Annotated in this window: 23 protein-coding genes; 8 read left to right on the top strand and 15 right to left on the bottom strand. The window is 63.7% G+C overall.

The window, feature by feature from the left end:
* The first annotated feature begins 45 nt into the window (after positions 1–45).
* Positions 46–498, top strand: coding sequence for a methyltransferase family protein (locus AR323_RS06135; protein ID WP_057883051.1), 453 nt, complete (start codon positions 46–48; stop codon positions 496–498).
* Here the strand turns inward: AR323_RS06135 and AR323_RS06130 are convergent.
* From AR323_RS06130 to purM, 3 genes are read right to left on the bottom strand one after another with little or no spacing between them, the layout of a single operon-like run.
* The gene (locus tag AR323_RS06130; protein WP_057883050.1) at positions 495–1,694 is read right to left on the bottom strand and encodes a sulfotransferase; all 1,200 of its coding nucleotides are present in this window, start codon (positions 1,692–1,694) and stop codon (positions 495–497) included. The two genes, AR323_RS06135 and AR323_RS06130, sit on opposite strands and share 4 nt — an antisense overlap.
* Positions 1,694–2,641: a phosphoribosylglycinamide formyltransferase gene (gene purN / locus AR323_RS06125; RefSeq protein WP_268810497.1), complete on the bottom strand. Its 948-nt coding sequence runs from the start codon at positions 2,639–2,641 to the stop codon at positions 1,694–1,696. The genes AR323_RS06130 and purN overlap by 1 nt, the downstream gene beginning before the upstream one ends.
* Positions 2,642–2,663: 22 nt before the next feature.
* Positions 2,664–3,770: a phosphoribosylformylglycinamidine cyclo-ligase gene (purM, locus tag AR323_RS06120; RefSeq protein WP_057883202.1), complete on the bottom strand. Its 1,107-nt coding sequence runs from the start codon at positions 3,768–3,770 to the stop codon at positions 2,664–2,666.
* Positions 3,771–3,924: 154 nt separating this feature from the next.
* Here purM and AR323_RS06115 point away from each other — a divergent pair, with 154 nt between their 5' ends.
* From AR323_RS06115 to AR323_RS06100, 4 genes are read left to right on the top strand one after another with little or no spacing between them, the layout of a single operon-like run.
* A complete protein-coding gene (locus tag AR323_RS06115; protein ID WP_235510470.1) occupies positions 3,925–5,127 on the top strand; it encodes a heavy-metal-associated domain-containing protein in 1,203 nt (400 codons plus the stop codon).
* Complete coding sequence (locus AR323_RS06110; protein ID WP_057883048.1) at positions 5,127–5,741, top strand: HdaA/DnaA family protein; 615 nt, start codon at positions 5,127–5,129, stop codon at positions 5,739–5,741. Before AR323_RS06115 ends, AR323_RS06110 begins: the two co-directional genes overlap by 1 nt.
* Before the next feature lie 28 nt (positions 5,742–5,769).
* The gene (gene epsC / locus AR323_RS06105; RefSeq protein ID WP_057883047.1) at positions 5,770–6,474 is read left to right on the top strand and encodes a serine O-acetyltransferase EpsC; all 705 of its coding nucleotides are present in this window, start codon (positions 5,770–5,772) and stop codon (positions 6,472–6,474) included.
* A 7-nt stretch (positions 6,475–6,481) separates the two neighbouring features.
* The gene (locus AR323_RS06100; protein WP_057883046.1) at positions 6,482–6,835 is read left to right on the top strand and encodes a DUF2794 domain-containing protein; all 354 of its coding nucleotides are present in this window, start codon (positions 6,482–6,484) and stop codon (positions 6,833–6,835) included.
* 3 nt (positions 6,836–6,838) lie between these two features.
* Here the strand turns inward: AR323_RS06100 and AR323_RS06095 are convergent, their stop codons facing one another.
* Positions 6,839–7,771 carry an SDR family NAD(P)-dependent oxidoreductase gene (locus tag AR323_RS06095; RefSeq protein ID WP_057883045.1) on the bottom strand — a complete coding sequence of 311 codons (933 nt, stop codon included), beginning with the start codon at positions 7,769–7,771 and terminating at the stop codon, positions 6,839–6,841.
* Between the two features lie 116 nt (positions 7,772–7,887).
* Complete coding sequence (locus AR323_RS06090; protein WP_057883044.1) at positions 7,888–8,556, bottom strand: HAD-IA family hydrolase; 669 nt, start codon at positions 8,554–8,556, stop codon at positions 7,888–7,890.
* 58 nt (positions 8,557–8,614) lie between these two features.
* On the opposite strand from AR323_RS06090, the gene glmU reads away from it, so the two are divergent.
* Positions 8,615–9,991 (top strand): bifunctional UDP-N-acetylglucosamine diphosphorylase/glucosamine-1-phosphate N-acetyltransferase GlmU, encoded by a 1,377-nt coding sequence (gene glmU / locus AR323_RS06085; RefSeq protein WP_057883043.1) that lies wholly within the window; start codon positions 8,615–8,617, stop codon positions 9,989–9,991.
* Positions 9,992–10,029: 38 nt separating this feature from the next.
* A complete protein-coding gene (locus AR323_RS06080) occupies positions 10,030–10,266 on the top strand; it encodes a hypothetical protein (RefSeq protein ID WP_321164532.1) in 237 nt (78 codons plus the stop codon).
* On the opposite strand, the gene AR323_RS06075 is transcribed toward AR323_RS06080, so the two are convergent.
* The 9 genes from AR323_RS06075 to AR323_RS06035 all read right to left on the bottom strand — a co-directional run bounded on the left by AR323_RS06075 (position 10,263) and on the right by AR323_RS06035 (position 17,427).
* Entirely contained in the window at positions 10,263–10,490 is a 228-nt protein-coding gene (locus AR323_RS06075) for a DUF1153 domain-containing protein (RefSeq protein WP_057883041.1), read from the bottom strand. The genes AR323_RS06080 and AR323_RS06075 overlap by 4 nt on opposite strands.
* A gap of 130 nt (positions 10,491–10,620) precedes the next feature.
* Entirely contained in the window at positions 10,621–10,962 is a 342-nt protein-coding gene (locus tag AR323_RS06070) for a VanZ family protein (protein WP_057883201.1), read from the bottom strand.
* 11 nt (positions 10,963–10,973) lie between these two features.
* Positions 10,974–12,215, bottom strand: coding sequence for an O-antigen ligase family protein (locus AR323_RS06065; protein WP_152980303.1), 1,242 nt, complete (start codon positions 12,213–12,215; stop codon positions 10,974–10,976).
* A 73-nt stretch (positions 12,216–12,288) separates the two neighbouring features.
* Complete coding sequence (locus tag AR323_RS06060) at positions 12,289–12,546, bottom strand: ATP synthase F1 subunit epsilon (RefSeq protein ID WP_057883039.1); 258 nt, start codon at positions 12,544–12,546, stop codon at positions 12,289–12,291.
* 4 nt (positions 12,547–12,550) lie between these two features.
* Positions 12,551–14,008, bottom strand: a complete 1,458-nt coding sequence (gene atpD, locus AR323_RS06055) for a F0F1 ATP synthase subunit beta (RefSeq protein WP_057883038.1) — start codon at positions 14,006–14,008, stop codon at positions 12,551–12,553.
* A gap of 19 nt (positions 14,009–14,027) precedes the next feature.
* Positions 14,028–14,390 carry a hypothetical protein gene (locus AR323_RS06050; RefSeq protein WP_235510469.1) on the bottom strand — a complete coding sequence of 121 codons (363 nt, stop codon included), beginning with the start codon at positions 14,388–14,390 and terminating at the stop codon, positions 14,028–14,030.
* An 18-nt stretch (positions 14,391–14,408) separates the two neighbouring features.
* Entirely contained in the window at positions 14,409–15,278 is an 870-nt protein-coding gene (locus tag AR323_RS06045; RefSeq protein WP_057883036.1) for a F0F1 ATP synthase subunit gamma, read from the bottom strand.
* A gap of 28 nt (positions 15,279–15,306) precedes the next feature.
* Positions 15,307–16,836: a F0F1 ATP synthase subunit alpha gene (gene atpA, locus AR323_RS06040; RefSeq protein ID WP_057883035.1), complete on the bottom strand. Its 1,530-nt coding sequence runs from the start codon at positions 16,834–16,836 to the stop codon at positions 15,307–15,309.
* A 36-nt stretch (positions 16,837–16,872) separates the two neighbouring features.
* On the bottom strand, positions 16,873–17,427 hold the full coding sequence (locus tag AR323_RS06035) for a F0F1 ATP synthase subunit delta (RefSeq protein ID WP_057883034.1): 555 nt from the start codon (positions 17,425–17,427) through the stop codon (positions 16,873–16,875).
* 195 nt (positions 17,428–17,622) lie between these two features.
* Between AR323_RS06035 and AR323_RS06030 the strand changes: the two genes are divergently transcribed.
* Positions 17,623–18,450, top strand: coding sequence for a TauD/TfdA dioxygenase family protein (locus tag AR323_RS06030; protein WP_057883200.1), 828 nt, complete (start codon positions 17,623–17,625; stop codon positions 18,448–18,450).
* Here the strand turns inward: AR323_RS06030 and AR323_RS06025 are convergent.
* The gene (locus AR323_RS06025; RefSeq protein ID WP_057883033.1) at positions 18,447–19,994 is read right to left on the bottom strand and encodes a S1 family peptidase; all 1,548 of its coding nucleotides are present in this window, start codon (positions 19,992–19,994) and stop codon (positions 18,447–18,449) included. The two genes, AR323_RS06030 and AR323_RS06025, sit on opposite strands and share 4 nt — an antisense overlap.
* Positions 19,995–20,032: the final 38 nt, after the last annotated feature.

Here is a 20,032-nt window from a genome sequence, read left to right as displayed (position 1 = left end):
GTTCCACCAGCCATCGAGCGTTCGGTCTATTGTCTCGCCGCTGCGTTGTGTCTCGTCGCCTTGTTCGCCTTCTGGCACCCGATCGAGGGCACGGTCTGGTCAATATCCTCCGAACCGATCCGGATCGCAATCTGGGGGGTCTTTTTGATGGGCTGGACGATCCTGTTCATCGCCACCTGGCTGATCAGTCATTTCGAATTGTTCGGGATCGCCCAAGCCTGGCGTCACACCCGGGGCGTTGAGCCTCCACCGCAGGAGTTTCGCACTCCGTTCTTCTATCGCTGGATCAGGCATCCGATCTATACGGGTTTCCTGATCGCTTTTTGGGCAACGCCGGACATGACGTATAGTCATCTCCTGCTCGCGCTGGGCATGACGATATATATCTTCATCGGCATCGCGCATGAAGAACGCGACCTCGTCGATCATTTCGGAGAGCGTTACATCAATTACCGGACGCGCGTTGGATCGGTCATTCCGGGGGTCGGTAGGCGCTAGGTCCGCGCGCGGGCAAACTGGTGCAATGTGCCCGCATGGTGGTGATGGGGCGATTTCTCGGCAGCCGCCTGCTCGCGTTCCATCGCTGCGATGGCTTGCCCGTTTAGCTCGATGCCGAGGTCGGAATATGCTGACGCGATGGCCGCGCGCCAGTCTGCATTTATCGCTGCGTATTGTATCGTTGCCACAGGCCCGTCGTGCGCATGCAAACCCTCGGCTGTCCGTCGCTCGCGAAGCGTTAGCTTGCGGCGCCATTCGGTGAGGATCGCGTCGAGGTTTCGAATGTCCGATTGAAAGGCGGACTGGCTGGCGACCATCGATACGGTGCTGTCCAGCACCGCTTCGGTTTCTCTCTTGGTGATGACCACCCGTGCGGAAGGCAGGGCAGCGAGCAACGCGGGGAGGTCTTCCGCGAACTGTGGGCACTTGAGGACCCGCGGCCGCGACGCGTTGCCCATTGCCACGCAGTCCGTGCGCAGAATGCGCGCGAACTCATTGTAAATGGGTGCGGAATCTCGCGCTTCGCTAAAAGCCACGTAGGACGGAATGTGCCACTGCGCTTCGAATGCACAGGGATTGAGCGCCGCCGAAAGCCAACCGATCTCCTCGTCGGAGCGTGTCGCACCGAACGGATGCAGCGTATCGAGCCAGGGATTGATCCGCCGTGCGACAGCGAGAGCGAATGCTGCCTTTGCCGGCCTGAAATCGGGCCGCTCGGGCACCGGGTCGAAACTGTTGCAGAACCGGGTGCCGGTGTGGGCCGGGTCGGCCGCCAGAAGGCGGTGAATCCGCGTAGTACCGCTGCGCATTTGGCCCGCCACCACGATCGGTGGCGCGATCGGCGTCTCGAGGATTTCGGGACGGTGGCGCCACAATCGGCCCAGGGCGTGACGTTTGCGAATAGCACCAGTCAGCTGGCCATAGGCCATCGTATGCCCCAGCGCATTGAGTTCGGCCTCTTCCCTCAGCGACGCGCAAAGTCGAGAGAGCCGCAAGCGAAAATCCGCGACGTCTTCGGGGCTTCTCCCACCGCTTTCGTCCGCCGCATCGAAACCGCGTGCGCCAATCTCCCAGAGGTGATCGGGATCGAGCGGCGGCTTGCGGGTGATGCCCCTTTTCCACATGGCGGCGATCGCACGGTCTGCAGATAGCGCCGCCGGTGCCACGGCCAGCGGGTGCGGGCGTGGAGGTGCCATCAGAATTCGTCAGCCACGTCTAGCAACCGGGTGACGCCCTTGGGCGCAACCGAACGCCAGCTGCGCTGCAACCATTCGGCGACGCCGTCCCAGTCCAGACCGGGGCGGTTGAGTATCAAGCCGACCCAGCCGCTGGCTCCGTAATAGGCCGGCTTATGGTAGGCGTGCGGCTGAGTCTCGATCAGTCCTTCCAACTCGTCCATGCTGCCGGTCTTCACCAGCAGCGATATGTGCGGCGTACCGTGGTGCTGGTCGGCGAAATAGGCGAAGAACTTGCCCGATTTCTCGCTCCCCACGCGCCAGCCGGGTGAGCCGTGACTTTCGCGCTCATGCGTTTCGGGCAGCTGCAGGGCCAGCCTGCGGATATTTTCGAGCAGCCAGGCAGGGTCATTCGGACGCGAGACATACTTGCTTACCACCCGCGAATAGAGCTGGTGCTCCGCGATGCGCACCCTGTCCGCGAGACTTGCCTCCGTGTCGTCGGGGCGGATCGCGACGGTTGCCTGCGCAAGGACGTCGCCAGCGTCGAGATCGCGAGTCACCAGGTGGACGCTGCAACCTGCCACTGTATCGCCAGCTTCCAGCGCCGCGCGGTGCGTGTGCAGACCGCGATATTTCGGAAGAAGCGAAGGATGGATGTTGAGGATCCTACCTTCCCACCGATCGACCATGTCCGGACCCAGCACCCGCATGTATCCGGCCAGGGCGATGTAATCCGCGCCGGCTTGGCGGATGGCGGTGTCCATCGCCGCGTCGTGCGCAGCGCGGTCCATCCCCCTGTGATCGAGCGCGAAAGTGGCAAGCCCTTCCGCTTCTGCCAGCTTCAGTGCGGCAGCATCGGGGTTGTTGCTGGCGACAAGGACGATTTCGTAAGCCGCTCCCGGAAGCCGACTTGCGTAAAGCAAGGCCGCCATGTTGGTGCCAGCTCCGGACACGAGCACAGCCACCTTCGCTCTCGCCTGCCCCGTGTCAGGCAAGATGCCCGGCTTCCCACGGTTCTCGGGCGGACCAGGTTTCCGCTGCCCCGCGAACGGTGCAGCCGCGCGGTCCATCTATGACCTCGCCAATGCGCCAGGCGGTCTCTCCGTTCGCCTCAAGATATGCAGCGACCTCGCGCGCCATTTCGGGCGTCACCGCCAGAACCATCCCGATCCCGCAGTTGAAGGTACGCGCCATCTCGCCGGGTTCGATGTTGCCCTGCGCCTGGAGGAAGGCCATCAGACGTGTCTGTTCCCACGCGTCGGCGTCGATCACGGCATGGGCCCCTTCGGGCAGGACACGCGGAATGTTCTCGAGCAGTCCGCCGCCGGTGATGTGCGCGAGCGCGTCGATCTTGCCACTGCGGACTAGCGGAAGAAGGCTTTTCACATAAATCCTGGTGGGCGCCATCAGGGCGTCGATCAGGCGCATTTCGGGATCGAACATAGCAGGGCGATCGAGTCGCCAGCCCATGTCTTCGGCCATCCTCCGCACGAGCGAGAATCCGTTCGAATGGACGCCCGAACTGGCGATCCCGATCAGTACGTGTCCGGGGGCAACCTTGTCGCCGGTCAACTGCTCGCCGCGCTCCACCGCGCCGACACAGAAACCGGCTAGGTCGTAATCGCCCGCGGCGTACATCCCCGGCATCTCGGCCGTCTCGCCGCCAATCAGCGCACAACCAGCCTGCCTGCAGCCGTCGGCAATGCCGGCGATCACGCGCTCGGCCACGCCGTTCTCGAGCTTGCCCGTCGCGAAGTAGTCGAGGAAGAACAGCGGCTCGGCACCCTGGACGATCAGGTCGTTGACGCACATTGCCACCAGATCGATGCCGACGGTGTCATGCCGATCGTGTTCGATCGCAAGCTTGAGCTTCGTACCCACCCCGTCGTTGGCCGCGACCAGTAGCGGGTCGGTATAGCCAGCAGCCTTCGGATCGAAGAATCCACCGAATCCGCCCAGTTCGCTGGTCGCGCCGGGGCGTGCGGTCGATTTTGCCAGAGGGCCGATCGCACGGACGAGAGCGTTGCCTGCGTCGATCGACACTCCGGCCGATTCGTAGGTGTAGGAGCGTGGGGGCGGACCGTTCGATGCCATCCACTCGCCCTGACGCATTCGCGCTTGGATTTCCATGCCCGTTTGGGCAAAAGGCCGCCAGTTTTCCCCTATGGTACCTTCCCGATCACTCCCGCGCGACCCGCGCCGCGCCGCAATCCTCTTCGTTGCCGTGCTTTGCGCGGCCGTTTTGCTGATGTTGGGAGGACGTGCGCTCGTCGCCCAGATCGGTGGCGATCGCGGCATCGCGCCGGTGGCAGCGTCGGGCGACATTACCGTGAGCGGTGTCGAGGTGGATGTCACCGCAAAGTCTGCCGAGGAAGCGCGTGATGAAGGCTGGCGCGAGGCGATGAAACTCGCATGGAAGAAAATCGGCGGACCGGCGATACCCGATGGTCAGCTATATTCGCTGGTTTCTTCCGTTGTCATCGAGCGTGAGCAGCTTGGCCCCAATCGCTACATCGCCACGCTGGGTGTCGTGTTCGACCGTGCGCGGGCTGGTGGCATTCTCGGCCGCGGAGGCGACGTGCAGAGTTCCGCGCCGCTATTGCTGGTGCCGATTACGTTCAGCGGCGGCACACAGACGGTCTATGAAATGCGGAATCCCTGGCAACGGGCCTGGGCCGAATATCAGCCCGGCGCGAGCCGCATCGATTACGTGCGACCGACCGGTGCCGGCGGGGACTCGCTCTTACTGACTTACGGGCAGGCTGGACGGCGCAGCCGGACCTGGTGGCGCAACGTCCTCGACCAGTTCGGCGCGTCCGACGTGCTGTTCGCCATCGCCGACCTCAAGCACCAGTACCCAGGTGGGCCGGTGCGCGGGCAATTCACCGCTCGCTATGGCCCCGATAATGAATTGATGGAAACATTCACCATGACCGCTCCGAATCAGGCATCGCTTCCCGCGATGCTCGACAAGGCGGTCCTCCGCTTCAATTCGATATTCGAGTCGGCGCTTGCGAGCGGCCAGCTGAGGCCCGACGCCTCGCTCAACCTTGGCGGACTGCAGATCGACCCGGCCATTCAGCGCCTTATCGACATTGCCCGCGCCGCCGACGCCCAGGCAAGGGCGGCGAGGGCTGCCGAAGCGGCAAACGCGCAAGCCGGGACGGCCGTGGCGCCGCCCCCGCCGTCGAGCGGGGCCGCCGGTCAGACAACGATGGGCAGCTACATCATCCAGTTCGATACGCCCAATGCCGGCGCTTTCGACGCTTCTCTTGCCGGCGTCCGCGGCGTTCCCGGCGTACGGGGTGCTGCTGCGACGAGCACGGCGATCGGCGGCACATCGCTGATGAGCGTCGTCTATGGTGGAACCGCCGAAGAGCTTGCGGCAGGATTGCGTGCGCGGGGATTCACCGTTCGTCAGTCGGGCAACTCGATCTCGATCAGCCGCTGATGGGACAGATCGCGCTGCCGCTTACCGTGCGCCGCGCGGACGACCCGGTGCGCATCGTCGTCGGCAACGCCAATCGCGCCGCGATCGATGCCCTGTCCGATCCCGGTAATTGGCCATATGGCACGGCCATCCTCGCGGGACCGGCAAGAAGCGGAAAGTCACTGCTTTCCCGGTGGGCGGAAGCGCAACACGGCAATCTCGAGGCGATCGACGGCGCCGATGTAGTGGACGAAGCGGAGTTGTTTCATCGCTGGAACCGAGCGCAGGAAGGCAGCAGCGCACTTCTCTTAGTGACCGACCGCGACCCTTGGAATGTCGGCCTTCCCGACCTGCGCAGCCGGCTCGGAGCGGCGCTGCACGTGGAGATCGGCGTGCCAGACGACGATATGATCGCGGCGCTGATCGAATCCCATGCACAAGCACGCGGTCTTGCGCTGGGCGAGGGGGCGCTTACCTATCTCGTGCCGCGCTTGGAGCGCAGTTTCGCCGGGGTCGAGGCGGTCGTCGACGCGATCGACCGGCTGAGCCTCGAACGCAAGGTGCCGGCTACCCAGTCGGTCTGGCGGGACGCGCTCGAATCGGTGCAGGGGGCGGAGCAGCCCCGCTTGCTTTGATGCGCGATCGGTGGGAGATTCGCGAAAGATGTTCGAGAAACTGACCTCATATCTCGACTCGGTTCGCGCCCGCGATCCGGCGCCGCATTCCCGCTGGGAAATCCTGCTGTACCCGGGCGTGCTGGCACTGGGCCTGCATCGGGTGGCGCATTGGCTTTATGAGGCGAAGCTGTATTTCCTTGCCCGTTTCGTGAACCATTTCAGCCGTTTCCTTACCGCGATCGACATTCATCCGGGCGCCGAGATCGGGGAGAATTTCTTCATCGATCATGGCTTCACCGTGATCGGCGAGACTGCCGTCATCGGCAACAACGTGACGATCTACCAGTGCGTGACGCTGGGAGGGACTAATCCGACCAATGGGGTGGGCGGCAAGCGTCATCCCACGATCGGCGATAATGTGATCATCGGTTCGGGCGCGCAGGTGATCGGCCCCATCATGGTCGGCGATCGGGCACGCATCGGTGCAAACGCGGTCGTCACCGACGATGTGCCCGAAGGCGCGACGATGATCGGCCTCAAGGCTCGGTCGACACTCGTACCCGCTGAAGAGTGGATGAAGGAATTCATCCCCTACGGGACGCCGTGCGACGATCCGTGTGCACCCAGCCGGGACTGCGTGGAAAAGCTTGAGACCGAACTCGCCGCGCTTCGCGCCGAGATCGCCGGGCTGAAGTCTGCGATAGGTGCCTCCGCTCCGGTCGCTCGCAACCGCACGGCAAAGCGCGGTTGACCGCCACATGAGCCTTGGCCAGGCGGGCGGAGGCTCGATCGTTCCGTTTCCCGGACGCATTCCTAATCAGGTCGGTTTCGAGCGTCAGGAGCTGTCGCGGATCCTCGATCTTTACGGTCGGATGGTCGCGGCGGGCGAATGGCGGGACTACGCGATGGACTTCACCAGGGATTTCGCGGTGTTCGCCGCTTTTCGCCGAGCTGCCGAGCGCCCGCAGGCGCGCATCGAAAAGCGGCCGGCCCTGCGCGGCCGCCAAGGGATGTGGACCCTGTTCGGCGAGCACGGTCAGGTGCTCAAACGCGGCCACGAACTCGCCGGGGTCCTGGCCCCGGTCGAGCGTCGTCTCGTAAAGGCCGTCTGAAACCTAGCCGCGAGTGGACTGCGGCGCTGCGTCGCCCATGACCTTTTGCATGGCTTTCAGGATCGCACCGGACTGCTCGGCGCCCGAATTGGGGGCGACCAGGTTATTCTGCGCGGAAATCTCCGCCCAATGCGCGGCGAAACCTTCCACGGTTCGCTCAGCCTCGGGAAGCCAGACCGCGTCGTTCATCATCACCCAAGCGGAGTGGTAGCCGCCGCCGCCCGCGCCGACGATCGCGTTCGTGGGCGCATCCTCGCTGACGAGGTAGAGCGCTGCCGGAACCACGTTCTCCGGCGCGAACAGCTTGAAGGCCTGCTCGGGGAAAAGGTCCTCGGTCATCCGGGTGCCGGCTACCGGAGAAAGCGTGTTCACCTTGATGTTGTACTTGCCGCCTTCGAGCTGCAGCGTCTTCGTCAGACCGGCGAGGCCGAGCTTGGCGGCACCGTAATTGGCTTGCCCGAAGTTGCCGAACAGCCCGGTCGACGATGCAGTCATCAGGATGCGGCCATACGCTTGCTCGCGCATGGTTTCCCAGCACGCCTTGGTCACGAACGCCGATCCGGTGAGATGCACCTTCAGAACGAACTCGAAATCCTCGGGCGTCATCTTTGCAAAGGTCTTGTCGCGCAGCACGCCCGCGTTGTTGATGAGGACGTGGACGCCGCCCCACTTCTGCTTGGCGTCAGCGACCATCTTTTCCATCTGCTCGTAATCGGTGACCGATCCGCCGTTGCTCACCGCTTCGCCGCCGGCACGCTCGATTTCTTCGACCACCTGAAGGGCCATGTCCGAATGGCCGGTTCCGTCGCGCGATCCGCCCAGGTCGTTGACCACCACCTTGGCGCCGCGGCGCGCCAATTCGAGCGCATATTCGCGACCCAGACCCCCGCCGGCGCCGGTGACGATGGCGACCTTGTCCTTGAACGAAATGGTCATGGCGAAATCCTTCTGCTGCCTGACGCTGGTTTACGCGCCCGTAAAGTGTGCTGCGGCGTTGGCATCATCCGGTCTGCGATGCAACAGGGGGCGCGACGGGATGTGATGCCGTAACGTTAGAGCGTCTGGAGCACGCCGACCAGTTCGCCGAGCGAATCGATCACGGCATCGGCGCCCATATTGTGCGGGTGCAAATCGTGATAGCCGAAGGTAACAGCAACCGTTGGCACGCCTGCCGCCTTCCCCGCCTTAATATCGTAGGTGCTGTCACCGACGAAAGCGGTCCGTCCTCCGCCGCACCGATCCCGCGCGGCCCAGATCGGATCGGGCGCTGGCTTCGACTTGCCCTTGCCCAAGCTGTCGCCACCGATGACGCAATCGAAGCGATCGTAGAGCTCCAGGGCTCGCAGGACTCCGCCCGCGAATTCCTCGAACTTGTTCGTGACGACCGCAAGTCGCACCTGGCGAGCTGCCAGTTCGTCGAGCATCTCGATCGCGCCCGGGAAGGGCTGGGTGTGGTCGGCATAGTGTGCGCCGTAATAGCCGAGCATTGCCTTGTAGAGTTCGCGGAAGCGGCCATCCTCACAGCCGCCCTGCGCGTCGATCGCCCGGCGCAGCATGATCTTCGCCCCGCCACCGATCAGGTCGGTGGCGCTCTCGATCGGGACCGCGGCGAAACCGCCCAGCGTCAGGGCATGGTTGACCGCGGTACCAAGATCACGGTGGGTCTCCAGCAGGGTGCCGTCGAGGTCGAAAGCCACGATATCGAATGGGAAATCGGTCATCGTCGAAGGGGTAGCGGGGATTCTTTCAACCGCAAGCAATCGGTGGCATGGCGCGGTCATGAGCACACAACGCGCATTCGCCGCCGTCATCCTTGCCGCGGGCAAGGGCACTCGCATGAAGTCGGACCTGCACAAGGTCCTCCATCCCATCGCAGGGCGGCCGATGCTGGATCATCTGCTCGACAGCTTTGCCGCGCTTCGGCCCGAGCGAACGGTCGTCGTCGCCGGCGACCGCTTCGAGCAACTCGAAGGTGCCTTGGCGGGGCGCGGTATCGAGATCGCGCGGCAGGAGCCGCAACTCGGAACTGCGCACGCCGCGTTGATGGCCAAGCCTTTGCTTGCGACATTCGACGGCCATGTCCTCGTATGCTTCGGAGATTGTCCGATGCTCAAGGCGGCAACCATAACACGCATGATCGACGCGCTCGAAGCGGGCGCTGGCGTAGCGGTGCTGGGTTTCCGACCGGACGATACCCTGGCTTACGGAAGGATCATCGCCGATCCCGACGGAACGGTGCGCAAGATGGTGGAGCACAAGGACGCCAGCGACGACGAGCGCGCGGTCAATCTCTGCAATTCGGGCGTCATCGTTGCCCATAGCCGCGACATCTGGCGGCTGCTTGAAGCGGTCGGAAACGACAACGCAGCGGGCGAATATTACCTGCCCGACGTGGCGACCAACGCCATCGGCGAAGGTGCCAAGGTGATCGTCGTGGAAACCGGTCCAGGCGAAGTCGCCGGTATTAATTCGCGGGGCGAACTCGCCGCCGCCGAAGCGCAGTGGCAGGCGTTCAAGCGCGAGGAAGCGATGGCCGGAGGCGCTTCGCTTCGAGCGCCCGATACGGTTTTCTTCAGTTACGACACCGAAATCGGGCGCGATGTGACTATCGAGCAAAACGTCGTCTTCGGACCGAGCGTGAAGATCGCCGATGGCGCGCGGATCAGGGCATTTTCTCATCTTGAGGGCGCCACCGTTGGCGAGGGCTGCGAGGTCGGGCCGTTCGCGCGCCTGCGTCCCGGCGCCGTGATGAAGGCCGGCGCCAAGGTGGGCAACTTCGTTGAGATCAAGCAGGCGGTCTTGGGCGAGGGGGCCAAGGCGAACCATCTGTCCTACCTCGGCGACGCCGAAGTAGGCGCGGGCGCGAACATCGGAGCGGGCACGATCACCTGCAACTACGACGGATATTTCAAGTACAAGACGGTGATTGGCGAGCGGGCATTCATCGGCTCTAACAGCGCCCTGATCGCTCCGTTGCGGATCGGGGCCGACGCTATCGTGGCGGCTGGCAGTGCCGTCAGCCGCGACGTGGATGAAGGCGAACTGCGCATGGTCCGGGCCGAACAGCTGGTGAAGCCGGGCTGGGCCGACCGCTTCCACGACGCCATGAAGAAAAAGAAGGCGGCAGAAAAAAAGGGTCGGGAGACGCAGGGCTGACTGCGGACCGTGCGACCTGCTGGCTATGCGATAGACCATTGGGATTGCGGGTCCAGCAGCATCATACGGTACCCAAGGCCAAGAAGGGGCGCGATACGGTACCCGTCCACCCGATCTGCCACCGCGCGATCCATGCGAACTTCACCAACGCCGAGCTGTCACGCATTGGCGGAGACCGTACCGTGCTGCTCGAGAACGCGGCGCTGGCGAAATTCGTTTCCTGGGTAGCGGGAAAGCCGCCCGACTTTCACGCACCCACCCGGACCAGGAACTAGGCCAGTTCCTTCGATTGTTGCTGGTCGACCTTTTCTTCCCACGTGCGAAATTCGCTGCGGCTGAGAAGGTATCGCCAGCGCGCCTCGTCGAACGTGATCAGCTTGTCGCGCACGGCGCGGACCACGTCGGCCTTGCGTTGGTCCGACCAGTGGACCCTGTGCGACTTGGGCAGGCCAGCACGCTTGATCGCTTCGGACACTGTGCTGTCATGTGGGTAGGCCATTGCAAATTCACTCCTAGACGCCCCCCGTCTGAAGCGAATCTCACCGTCAACGGTTAATTCCGACTTGCCCGACATGGTTACTTTTGGGTTGTCCATCCGGACCGTGCTTTGGGCACGATGAGATGAGTTTTCAGAGCCTTGGAAGTATCATCCGGGTTGCGCCGAGAGCGAGAATCGCTGCCCCCATGTCGGCAAACCAGTCGCTCCATTGTGCGTCGCGACCAAGCGCGGGAATGGCCTGTGCGATCTCGATGAACGCCCCGAAACCGGCCAGCCCGATGAACAGATACGCGATCGAACGATCGCGCCATCCGGCCGCCGCCAGCACGCCCAGCGTGGCGAAGGCAAGCATGTGCATCACCTTGTCGCCCGGTTGGAGCGGAACCTGAGGAGGCTTGGGAAGCAGCGCCATGACCAGCGCGAATGCAGCGGCTGCGAAGAACACCGCACGTATGATGAGGGTGGTTCGCATGCAGCCCATATTCATGGCCTTACGCCGGGAGCCTTTGGTCGCGGTCCTGCATCGCTGTTGCCCAGGACGACCAGCAGTATGCCCACGGCCAATGTGGGATAGGCATAGAACAGGGGGCCGTCGACAATTCCTTCCGCGCCGACCGCAACCAATGCGCACAGTGCCGGAAGCGATCGAGGAAGCGGCTTTTGCCAGCGTCGGATCGAGTGGGGGATGGCGTGCCAGGCGACGACGATCATCGCAAGTGTCCCGACCAGTCCCCACTGGACGAGGAACTGCAGAACAACGTCATGCGGATGATTGGCCGGCCAGCCCGCACGATTGAGAAAGCGGAACTGACCTTCACCGTATCCTATAAGGGGCTGGTCGCGGAATAACCGGATGGCTTCCAGCCACAGCAAGTCGCGATTGGATGCTACTTCGCCGATGGTCGCGCCACCCTTCTGTACGACCCCGAGAATGCGAGGGATTCCCCACATCGAATGTGGTGGGATCCAGATCAGCGACAGGAGTACGCCTGCGAGGAAACCTGTCGCCATGCGGATGAAAGCCCGAATTCTTTGCCCTCCTTCGGCCAGCGCGAGAGCGACGACGGCGCTTACCAAGGTGGCGATCACGCCCGCACGGCTGCCGCTCCAGAGACTCAGCGCAGAACCGACTGCGATACCAGCCATGGCGACGAACCAGACCACCCCTTGCTGTCGGTAAGCGGCAAACCCGAAGCCGGCGCCAGCCGCGAGCACGCCGAAATACGACAGGTGCCGGACATGGCTGACCCCGAAGCCGACGCGAAGCCAATCGAAATCGGGATCGTTGCGAAATGCGAAAAGTACGGCCCACGTCGCCACAGCAAACAGTGCGATGCCGCAGATCATCGCCAGGACGAGGTCGTTGTCGTTTTTGCCGGTGGTGTTCTTCAGCGTGTCCCAGATCGCCAACGCCACCAACGCATGGGCTACCGTGATCATGAGATGCAACAAAGCATAGCTGGGCACCGGGGCCACCCAGATGCCTGCTGCCAATGCGGAGAGGAACCACACGGCCCAGGCAGACTTGTGCGCTACCGAAAGTCGAGCGAATGCCCTGGCGGGGCTATGACCGGCCTGGAATGCCACCGCCAGAAATAGGATCTCGGCCGCGAGGACGGGCAGTGCGAAGTAGCGGATCGACGTGAACGAATAGATGCGTTCAAACGTCAGCAAACCGCCAAGAACCGGAGCCAGAACGAGCAGGGCCAGCGACGCGAGTAACACGCGCCGATCATTGGTCTCTCGATCGGCAGTAGGCTGTGGCGGACGGACCAAATGTTCGTCCGCCACGAAAAACTCAGGCCTCGACGCGCTCGGCCAGCACTGTCAGCCCGGCTTCGCTGACTTCCGCGAAGCCGCCGCGTACCTCGATGTTCTCCGGAGCGGCGCCTTCAGTGCGGAAGATTTGGATGGCGCCGTCGCGGACCGTGCTCATGAAAGGGGCGTGACCCTCCAGCACTCCGAAGTCGCCCTCGGTGCCGGGTACGACGACCATGTAGACGTCTTCCGACCGCACCAGCTTGGCCGGCGTGACGAGTTCGAAGTGCAGGGCCATGGTCTCAGGCTTCCTCGGCCATCTTTTTGGCCTTGGCGACTGCTTCTTCGATGCCGCCGACCATGTAGAACGCTGCTTCGGGAAGGTGGTCGTATTCGCCATCGACGACGGCCTTGAACGACTTCACCGTGTCCTCGATCTGCACGAACTTGCCCGGGATGTTGGTGAACACCTCGGCGACGTGGAACGGCTGCGAGAGGAAGCGCTGAATCTTGCGGGCGCGCTGGACGGTGAGCTTATCCTCTTCCGAGAGCTCGTCCATGCCGAGAATGGCGATGATGTCCTGCAGCGACTTGTACTTCTGCAGCACTTCTTGGACGCGGCGTGCGGTCTGGTAGTGCTCCTCGCCCACGACGCGCGGTTCGAGCACGCGCGAGGTCGAGTCCAGCGGATCGACCGCCGGGTAGATGCCCAACTCGGAGATCGCGCGGCTCAGCGTGGTCGTTGCGTCCAAGTGGGCGAACGAAGTGGCCGGGGCCGGGTCGGTAAGGTCGTCCGCGGGGACGTAGATTGCCTGCACCGAAGTGATCGAACCCTTGGTGGTCGAGGTAATGCGTTCCTGCAGGTTGCCCATGTCGGTCGACAGGGTCGGCTGATAGCCCACGGCCGAAGGAATACGGCCGAGCAGCGCCGACACTTCCGAACCCGCCTGCGTGAAGCGGAAGATGTTGTCGACGAAGAACAGCACGTCCTGACCTTCCTGGTCGCGGAAGTATTCGGCCATCGTCAGACCCGAAAGCGCAACGCGGGCGCGGGCACCCGGGGGCTCGTTCATCTGGCCGAACACGAGCGCCACCTTGGAACCTTCCGAAGTGGCATTGCCCTCGGCGTCCTTGGCAATGACGCCCGCGTCGAGGAATTCGTGGTAGAGATCGTTTCCTTCGCGGGTGCGTTCACCCACGCCGGCGAACACGGACACGCCGCCGTGGCCCTTGGCGATGTTGTTGATCAGTTCCTGGATCAGCACGGTCTTGCCGACGCCGGCGCCGCCGAACAGGCCGATCTTGCCACCCTTGGCATACGGCGCGAGGAGGTCGATGACCTTGATGCCCGTCACCAGGATCGATGCGTCGGTCGACTGGTCGATAAACAGCGGGGCTTCGGCATGGATCGGCGCGCGCTGGGTGGCATTGACGGGGCCACGCTCGTCGATCGGCTCGCCGATGACGTTGAGAATGCGGCCGAGAGTCGCAGGGCCGACAGGCACAGAGATCTGCGCGCCGGTGTTGGTTACCGGCTGACCGCGGGTCAGGCCTTCGGTCGCGTCCATCGCGATCGTGCGGACAGTGCTCTCGCCGAGGTGCTGGGCAACCTCGAGCACGAGCTTATTGCCGTTGTTGTCTGTTTCCAGCGCGGTCAGGATCGCCGGCAGCTCACCTTCGAAGGCGACGTCGACGACGGCGCCGATGACCTGGCTGATGGTTCCGGTGGTGGTCTTGTTGAGAACGGGGGCGGTGGCCATGATCTGGTTTCCTACTGGCTCAGGAAGCTACGTGGTGGGAATTGTGCTCGGCGCAGACGGCTTCGGCATCGGCGAGCGTCCATGCGCCGTCTACCGCAGTCAATGTCGCCTTGTGGCGCAGATTTTCGTCCTCGCCGATGCCGAAGTCGCAGATGGCATCGGTCGAACCCATGCCCGCGCGCTTGCAGACTGAAGTCGAAACCTTTTCTGCTGCCGGGCAGGTCTTGGCGAAGGTAGCCGCAAAAACCTGCTCAGTCGGCGCTTCGAGCGTCGGTGCTGCCGGAGCGGCCGCCACCGTGGCAGTCGGCTCCGGTGCCGGGGCAGCTTCCTGACCGCAAGCGGCGAGAGCCAGGAGAGGCAGGATGAAAGCGATCTTCTTCACGGTAATCGGACCCTTGGCTTACAGCGCTTCCGCGCCAGCGATGATTTCGATGAGTTCGGTGGTGATCGCGGCCTGGCGGCTGCGATTGTACTGGATGGTCAGCTTCTGGATCAGCTCGCCTGCGTTGCGTGTGGCGTTGTCCATCGCGGTCATCGATGCGCCCTGTTCAGAAGCCTGGTTCTCCAGCAGTGCGCCGAAGATCTGGGTCTTGAGATAGCGGGGCAGAAGCTCGGCAAGGATGTCTTCCTCATCCGGTTCGTATTCGACGGCGGCCTGGCTCGTGGTCACAACCTCCGGCGCCGGGACCGGAATGATCTGAAGCCGGGTCGGCTCCTGCGTAAGCGCGCTCTTGAACTTCGAGAAAAACAGGTGCGCCACGTCGAACTTGCCCGCCTCATACATCTCCATCAGCTCGGCGACGATGCGCTCGGCCTCGGCATAGCCGGGTTCGCGCACTTCGGTCGTGTCGAACATATGGGCGATGTTCTTCGGGTGCTGGCGTCGGATCGGCGCGCGGCCCTTCCGCCCGATGAGGTAGAAATCGACGTCCTTGCCTTGCGCCTTCAGCTCGTTCGCCTTCGCGAGCGCCGCCCGGACGATGTTCGAGTTGAACGCGCCGGCAAGGCCCTTGTCGCTGTTGGCGACGACGAGCAGGTGCCGCTGGTCCTTGCCCGTGCCGGTCAGCAGCCTGGGCGCGCTGTCGCCGGTCACCTTGCTGGCGAGCGAAGCCATGACTTCGCCCAGACGCTGGGCATAGGGGCGTGCGGCCTCGGCAGCCGCCTGCGCCTTACGCAGCTTAGCGGCCGCGACCATCTGTTTGGCCTTGGTGATCTTCTGGGTCGACTTGACCGAGTTGATCCGACCCTTGAGTTCCTTGAGCGAGGCCATTTCGGCTCCCTAACTAGACTTCTCGGGTTCAGGCGTACTGCTTGGCGAAAGCGTCGAGCGCGGCAACGGTCGCCTTCTTGGCGTCGTCGCCGAAGTCGCGGCTGTCGCGGATCATCGTCAGCACGTCGGCGTGTTCGCTACGCATGAAGCCCAGCATCTTCGCCTCGTAGTCGGTGACCTTGTCGACCGGAACGCTGTCGAGGTAGCCGTTGGTGCCGGCGAAGATCGACACGGTCTGCTCTTCGAACGGTATCGGCTGGAACTGCGGCTGCTTGAGCAACTCGGTCAGGCGCGCACCGCGGTTGAGGAGCTTCTGGGTCGACGCATCGAGGTCGGAACCAAACTGCGCGAACGCCGCCATTTCGCGGTACTGCGCCAGCTCCAGCTTGATCGAGCCGGACACCTTCTTCATCGCCTTGGTCTGCGCGGCGCCGCCGACGCGGCTGACGGACAGGCCGACGTTGATCGCCGGGCGGATGCCCTGGAAGAACAGCGTGGTTTCAAGGAAGATCTGGCCGTCGGTGATCGAGATCACGTTGGTCGGAATATAGGCCGAAACGTCGCCCGCCTGCGTCTCGATGATCGGCAGAGCGGTCAGCGAGCCGCCTCCGTTGGCGTCGGACATCTTGGCCGCACGCTCGAGCAGGCGGCTGTGGAGATAGAACACGTCGCCCGGATAGGCTTCACGGCCCGGCGGACGGCGGAGCAGCAGCGACATCTGGCGATAGGCCACGGCCTGCTTGGAAAGGTCGTCGTAAACGATCACGGCGTGCATGCCGTTGTCGCGGAAGTATTCACCCATCGCGCAGCCAGTGTAGGGCGCGAGATACTGCAGCGGAGCAGGCTCCGAAGCGGTGGCGGCTACGATGATGGAGTATTCCATCGCGCCGTTCTCTTCGAGCGTCTTGACCAACTGGGCGACGGTCGAACGCTTCTGGCCGACGGCAACATAGATGCAATAGAGCTTCTTGCTCTCGTCGGTGCCGGCGTTGGCGCCCTTCTGGTTGATGAAGGTATCGATCGCGACGGCACTCTTGCCGGTCTGGCGGTCGCCGATGATCAGCTCGCGCTGGCCGCGGCCGACGGGAACGAGCGCGTCGATCGCCTTGAGGCCGGTCTGCACCGGTTCGCTCACCGACTGGCGCGGGATGATGCCAGGGGCCTTCTTCTCGACGCGCATGCGCTTCTCGGCAACGATCGGACCCTTGCCGTCGATCGGGTTGCCGAGCGCGTCGACGACGCGGCCGAGCAGACCCTTGCCGACCGGCACGTCCACGATGGTGCCGGTGCGCTTGACGCTGTCGCCCTCCTTGATCTCGGAGTCCGAGCCGAAGATCACCACGCCGACGTTGTCGGCCTCGAGGTTCAGCGCCATGCCCTGAACGCCGTTGGCGAATTCGACCATCTCTCCGGCCTGGACCTTGTCCAGACCGTGGATGCGGGCGATGCCGTCACCGACCGAGAGCACCGAACCGACTTCCGAGACTTCCGCCTCGGTGCCGAAGTTGGCGATCTGGTCTTTGATGACCTTGGAGATTTCTGCGGCGCGAATTTCCATGACTTCGATACCTTCTTCGGACGGTCGTGGGCGACCTTAGGCCTTCATGGCCTGAGCAAGTGAGTTGAGACGAGTGCGGATCGAACCGTCGATCCGCTTGGAGCCGATGGTAACCACGAGCCCGCCGAGCAGGTCCGGGTCCACCTTGGTGGAAAGCTTCACCGTGCGGCCTTCGCGCGCGGTCAGGCGGGTCTTGAGCTGGTCGATCTGGGCGTCGGTCAGCGCGTGGGCGCTGGTAACTTCGGCCGTGACCTCGCCGCGCTGGTGTGCGGCGATCGTGCGGAACGCGCGGACGATGTCGCCCAGCTTCGAAAGGCGACCGTTGGCGGCAAGCGTGCCGAGAAATTTCTTGGTGAGATCCGACAGGCCGAGCTTGGCGGCCACCGCGGCCATTGCCGAACCTTGCGCGGTGCGGCCGATTTGAGGGTTCGTGGTCAACTCGCGCATGTCCTGCGATTCGGCCAGGGCCGCGGCAAGCGTCTCGAGATCCGATTCGACCGCCGTGACAACGCCCGCCTCGCTGGCGAGTTCGAACAGGGCGGAGGCGTAACGCCCTGCTAGGCTAGCCTGAATGCCGGCGGAAATATCCACGCGCGATGGTCCTTCTGGATCCGGAAAAATCGGTTTTCTGCCGCGCCGCGAAGTGGACAATCGCAAGGGTGCCCGGGCAAGGCTGGCGCGCCCCTATCACCGGGTTTGCGACTATGCAACCGGAGTCGGGCACTCGGGCATTGCGGCGTTGATGAGGTGCGGTAAATTGCCCCGGCATTGAACGGGAGAATGGCGATGGATTGGCAGCCGATGGCCGACAAGGTCGGTGCCGAAGTGCGCGGAGTGGATCTGGCCACTATCAATGGCGAAGACCTGTATGCGCTGAAGCAACTCGTCTATGATCGCGGTGTCGTGGTCCTGCGCGACCAGTCGCTCAGCCCCGAGGAGCATATCGCGCTGGCCGAGCGGTGGGGCGGGATCGATATCAACAATTACTTTCCGTTGCAGGACGAATATCCGCAGATTGCGATCGTTCGGAAGGCGGCGGATCAGCAGACGAACATCGGGGGTGCCTGGCACACGGATCATTCGTACGATCAGGTTCCGGCGATGGGTTCGATCCTTGTTGCGCGCACGCTTCCCCCTTCAGGCGGCGATACCCATTTTGCCCACATGGGCGCGGCCTATGATTCTTTGTCCGACGATCTCAAGGCCGAGATAGAGGGGCTTCAGGCGTTCCACACCGCGGACCACGTGTACAAGGCCGATGGAATTTACGCGCATACCGATATCGGCAAGGACCTGCGCGGACATGACGTGAAGACAGGCGCGTTCCATCCGGTGGTGATCCGTCACCCGCAGACCGGGCGAAAGCTGCTTTACGTCAACGGCAGCTTCACCATCCACTTCGTCGGCAAGACGCGCGAGGAAAGCCTGCCCCTGCTGCAGCGCCTTCTGGATGCCGCGCTCACCGCCGATAACCAGTGCAAGGTGGTCTGGCGACCGGGCACGGTCGCGATCTGGGACAATCGGACGACGTGGCACAACGCGATGAACGATTATCACGGCTACGCGCGCGAGATGCATCGCATCACGCTCAGCGGCGATGCTCTGGCGGCCTAACTTCCCTTCGGACCGCAGGTATAGACCAGCCGTTCATTGGGTTGCTCAGGCAAGAGTGCCACCACGCCGGTCTGCATCTCGCCGAGCTGGCGTGCGGCGTTCTCTACCCCGCACGCCGGCGCGGTAAACGCGGCGCGAGCTTCGCGAGCCTTTGCCATCGCAGTTTGCGACAGTGGGTAGCGGTCGGTGCGGAAGACGCGCGTGTCCGGGTCGAAGCTGTTGACCGAAACGGTGTCCTCGTCGTTCGGCACGAACAGCCGAGTCCAGCGACCCTCGGCAAAGCCATACTGGGTCCGTCCATTGACGCAGCCTTCGGGTCGCCAGTCGAAATCGAGGTCTTCCGGCGGTTGGCCGACGATCCGGCTGCGGTCCGGCTGAATGGTGCACGTCAGGTTGGCTGCCTGGGCGTTAATGGTCGTTCCGGTGCCTGCGTCGCCAGTTTCGCCTTCTGTCATCGCTTCGGCCACCCGCCGATCGATCGCGTCGATCCCAGGCCGAGTGAACCAAACCGCGAGAGCAGCGACCACCGCAACGGCGGCGACTGCCCCCGCGATGCGCAGTTTCTTGCCGCCGTCTTCCTCGTTTCGGAAATTCCAGGCCGCAGATCCTGCGCTAGCAGACAGCAGCAGGAGGAGACCGGCCAATGCCATCGCGTTCTCGCGATCCTCCATGACCGAAAGCTGCGCTTCGAGCTGTGCGCGATCGCGCCGTTCGCGGTCTCCTTCGGCTCGCTGGGCCATTCTGGCGCGCGCGGCCGCCTGCTCCGTCTCCAGCCTTTCGCGCTCTGCAGCGTCGAGTTGGGCCATCGATCGACACGGCATCGCATTTACCGCAGGCTCGATGCCGGCCTGCTTGAGGAAAGGAATCAGTTCCCGGTTCGATATCGCAAACGAAAACTCGGCGTCCGAACCGTCGTCGGAGGTGGTTCCAAAGCTGTTTACGCCTATGATCCGGCCACACCCGTCGAGCAACGGCCCACCGGAGTTGCCCCGTGCGATCGGCGCGGTGTGGAGCACGGTGTCAAAGTCCCGGCTGGGGCGGGTGCCCGAAACGAACCCGCGGCTCTTCACCGCGGGCTGCGGACGGAACAGGTCCGACAGGTCGAGGCCCTGCGCCCGGTCGACATTCATGGGATAGCCGACCGCCGAAACCTCTTCCCCGTCCGCCGCACCGGTGCCGGCAACCGTCAATGCAGGCAACCGGAGCGATCCGGTGAGTTCGATGATCGCAAGATCCTTCCCGGCCGAGACCGATACGATCCTGCCGTAATCCGCTCCGTCGCCATCGGGCGGCACGATCGCGATCCGCAGGGTATCGTCCTGCATCGCCTCGCGGATCACGTGCGCGTTGGTGACGATGCGGGTAGAGGAAATGGCAAACCCGGTGCCGTGGCTGACCGGAAATACCCGCTCACCGTCGGTACCCATGATCACGACCCGCACCACGCCGCGCGCGGCCGCCGCGATGTCTGCCGCATCCGGCCGGGCGGGCGACGGGACGGTGAGGGCGACGAGGGCGAACAGGAGCGCAAGCAGGCGAAGCATTGAGGCGGCTTGTGCCCTTGCGTGACATTGACCGCAAG

The organism is Tsuneonella troitsensis (genome assembly GCF_001441535.1).
Classification (GTDB): Bacteria; Pseudomonadota; Alphaproteobacteria; order Sphingomonadales; family Sphingomonadaceae; genus Tsuneonella; species Tsuneonella troitsensis.
Note: the sequence above shows the minus strand (reverse complement) of the source record. Positions and strands in the feature narration are given on the sequence as shown.

Bases quoted from the DNA above. Each gene is read 5' to 3' on its own strand.
- AR323_RS06130 (WP_057883050.1), bottom strand. From the start codon at position 1,694: ATGGCACCTCCACGCCCGCACCCGCTGGCCGTGGCACCGGCGGCGCTA.
- purM (WP_057883202.1), bottom strand. From the start codon at position 3,770: ATGGCATCGAACGGTCCGCCCCCACGCTCCTACACCTACGAATCGGCC.
- AR323_RS06115 (WP_235510470.1), top strand. From the start codon at position 3,925: ATGTTGGGAGGACGTGCGCTCGTCGCCCAGATCGGTGGCGATCGCGGC.
- AR323_RS06110 (WP_057883048.1), top strand. From the start codon at position 5,127: ATGGGACAGATCGCGCTGCCGCTTACCGTGCGCCGCGCGGACGACCCG.
- epsC (WP_057883047.1), top strand. From the start codon at position 5,770: ATGTTCGAGAAACTGACCTCATATCTCGACTCGGTTCGCGCCCGCGAT.
- AR323_RS06100 (WP_057883046.1), top strand. From the start codon at position 6,482: ATGAGCCTTGGCCAGGCGGGCGGAGGCTCGATCGTTCCGTTTCCCGGA.
- AR323_RS06095 (WP_057883045.1), bottom strand. From the start codon at position 7,771: ATGACCATTTCGTTCAAGGACAAGGTCGCCATCGTCACCGGCGCCGGC.
- AR323_RS06090 (WP_057883044.1), bottom strand. From the start codon at position 8,556: ATGACCGATTTCCCATTCGATATCGTGGCTTTCGACCTCGACGGCACC.
- glmU (WP_057883043.1), top strand. From the start codon at position 8,615: ATGAGCACACAACGCGCATTCGCCGCCGTCATCCTTGCCGCGGGCAAG.
- AR323_RS06075 (WP_057883041.1), bottom strand. From the start codon at position 10,490: ATGGCCTACCCACATGACAGCACAGTGTCCGAAGCGATCAAGCGTGCT.
- AR323_RS06070 (WP_057883201.1), bottom strand. From the start codon at position 10,962: ATGCGAACCACCCTCATCATACGTGCGGTGTTCTTCGCAGCCGCTGCA.
- AR323_RS06060 (WP_057883039.1), bottom strand. From the start codon at position 12,546: ATGGCCCTGCACTTCGAACTCGTCACGCCGGCCAAGCTGGTGCGGTCG.
- atpD (WP_057883038.1), bottom strand. From the start codon at position 14,008: ATGGCCACCGCCCCCGTTCTCAACAAGACCACCACCGGAACCATCAGC.
- AR323_RS06045 (WP_057883036.1), bottom strand. From the start codon at position 15,278: ATGGCCTCGCTCAAGGAACTCAAGGGTCGGATCAACTCGGTCAAGTCG.
- atpA (WP_057883035.1), bottom strand. From the start codon at position 16,836: ATGGAAATTCGCGCCGCAGAAATCTCCAAGGTCATCAAAGACCAGATC.
- AR323_RS06030 (WP_057883200.1), top strand. From the start codon at position 17,623: ATGGATTGGCAGCCGATGGCCGACAAGGTCGGTGCCGAAGTGCGCGGA.
- AR323_RS06025 (WP_057883033.1), bottom strand. From the start codon at position 19,994: ATGCTTCGCCTGCTTGCGCTCCTGTTCGCCCTCGTCGCCCTCACCGTC.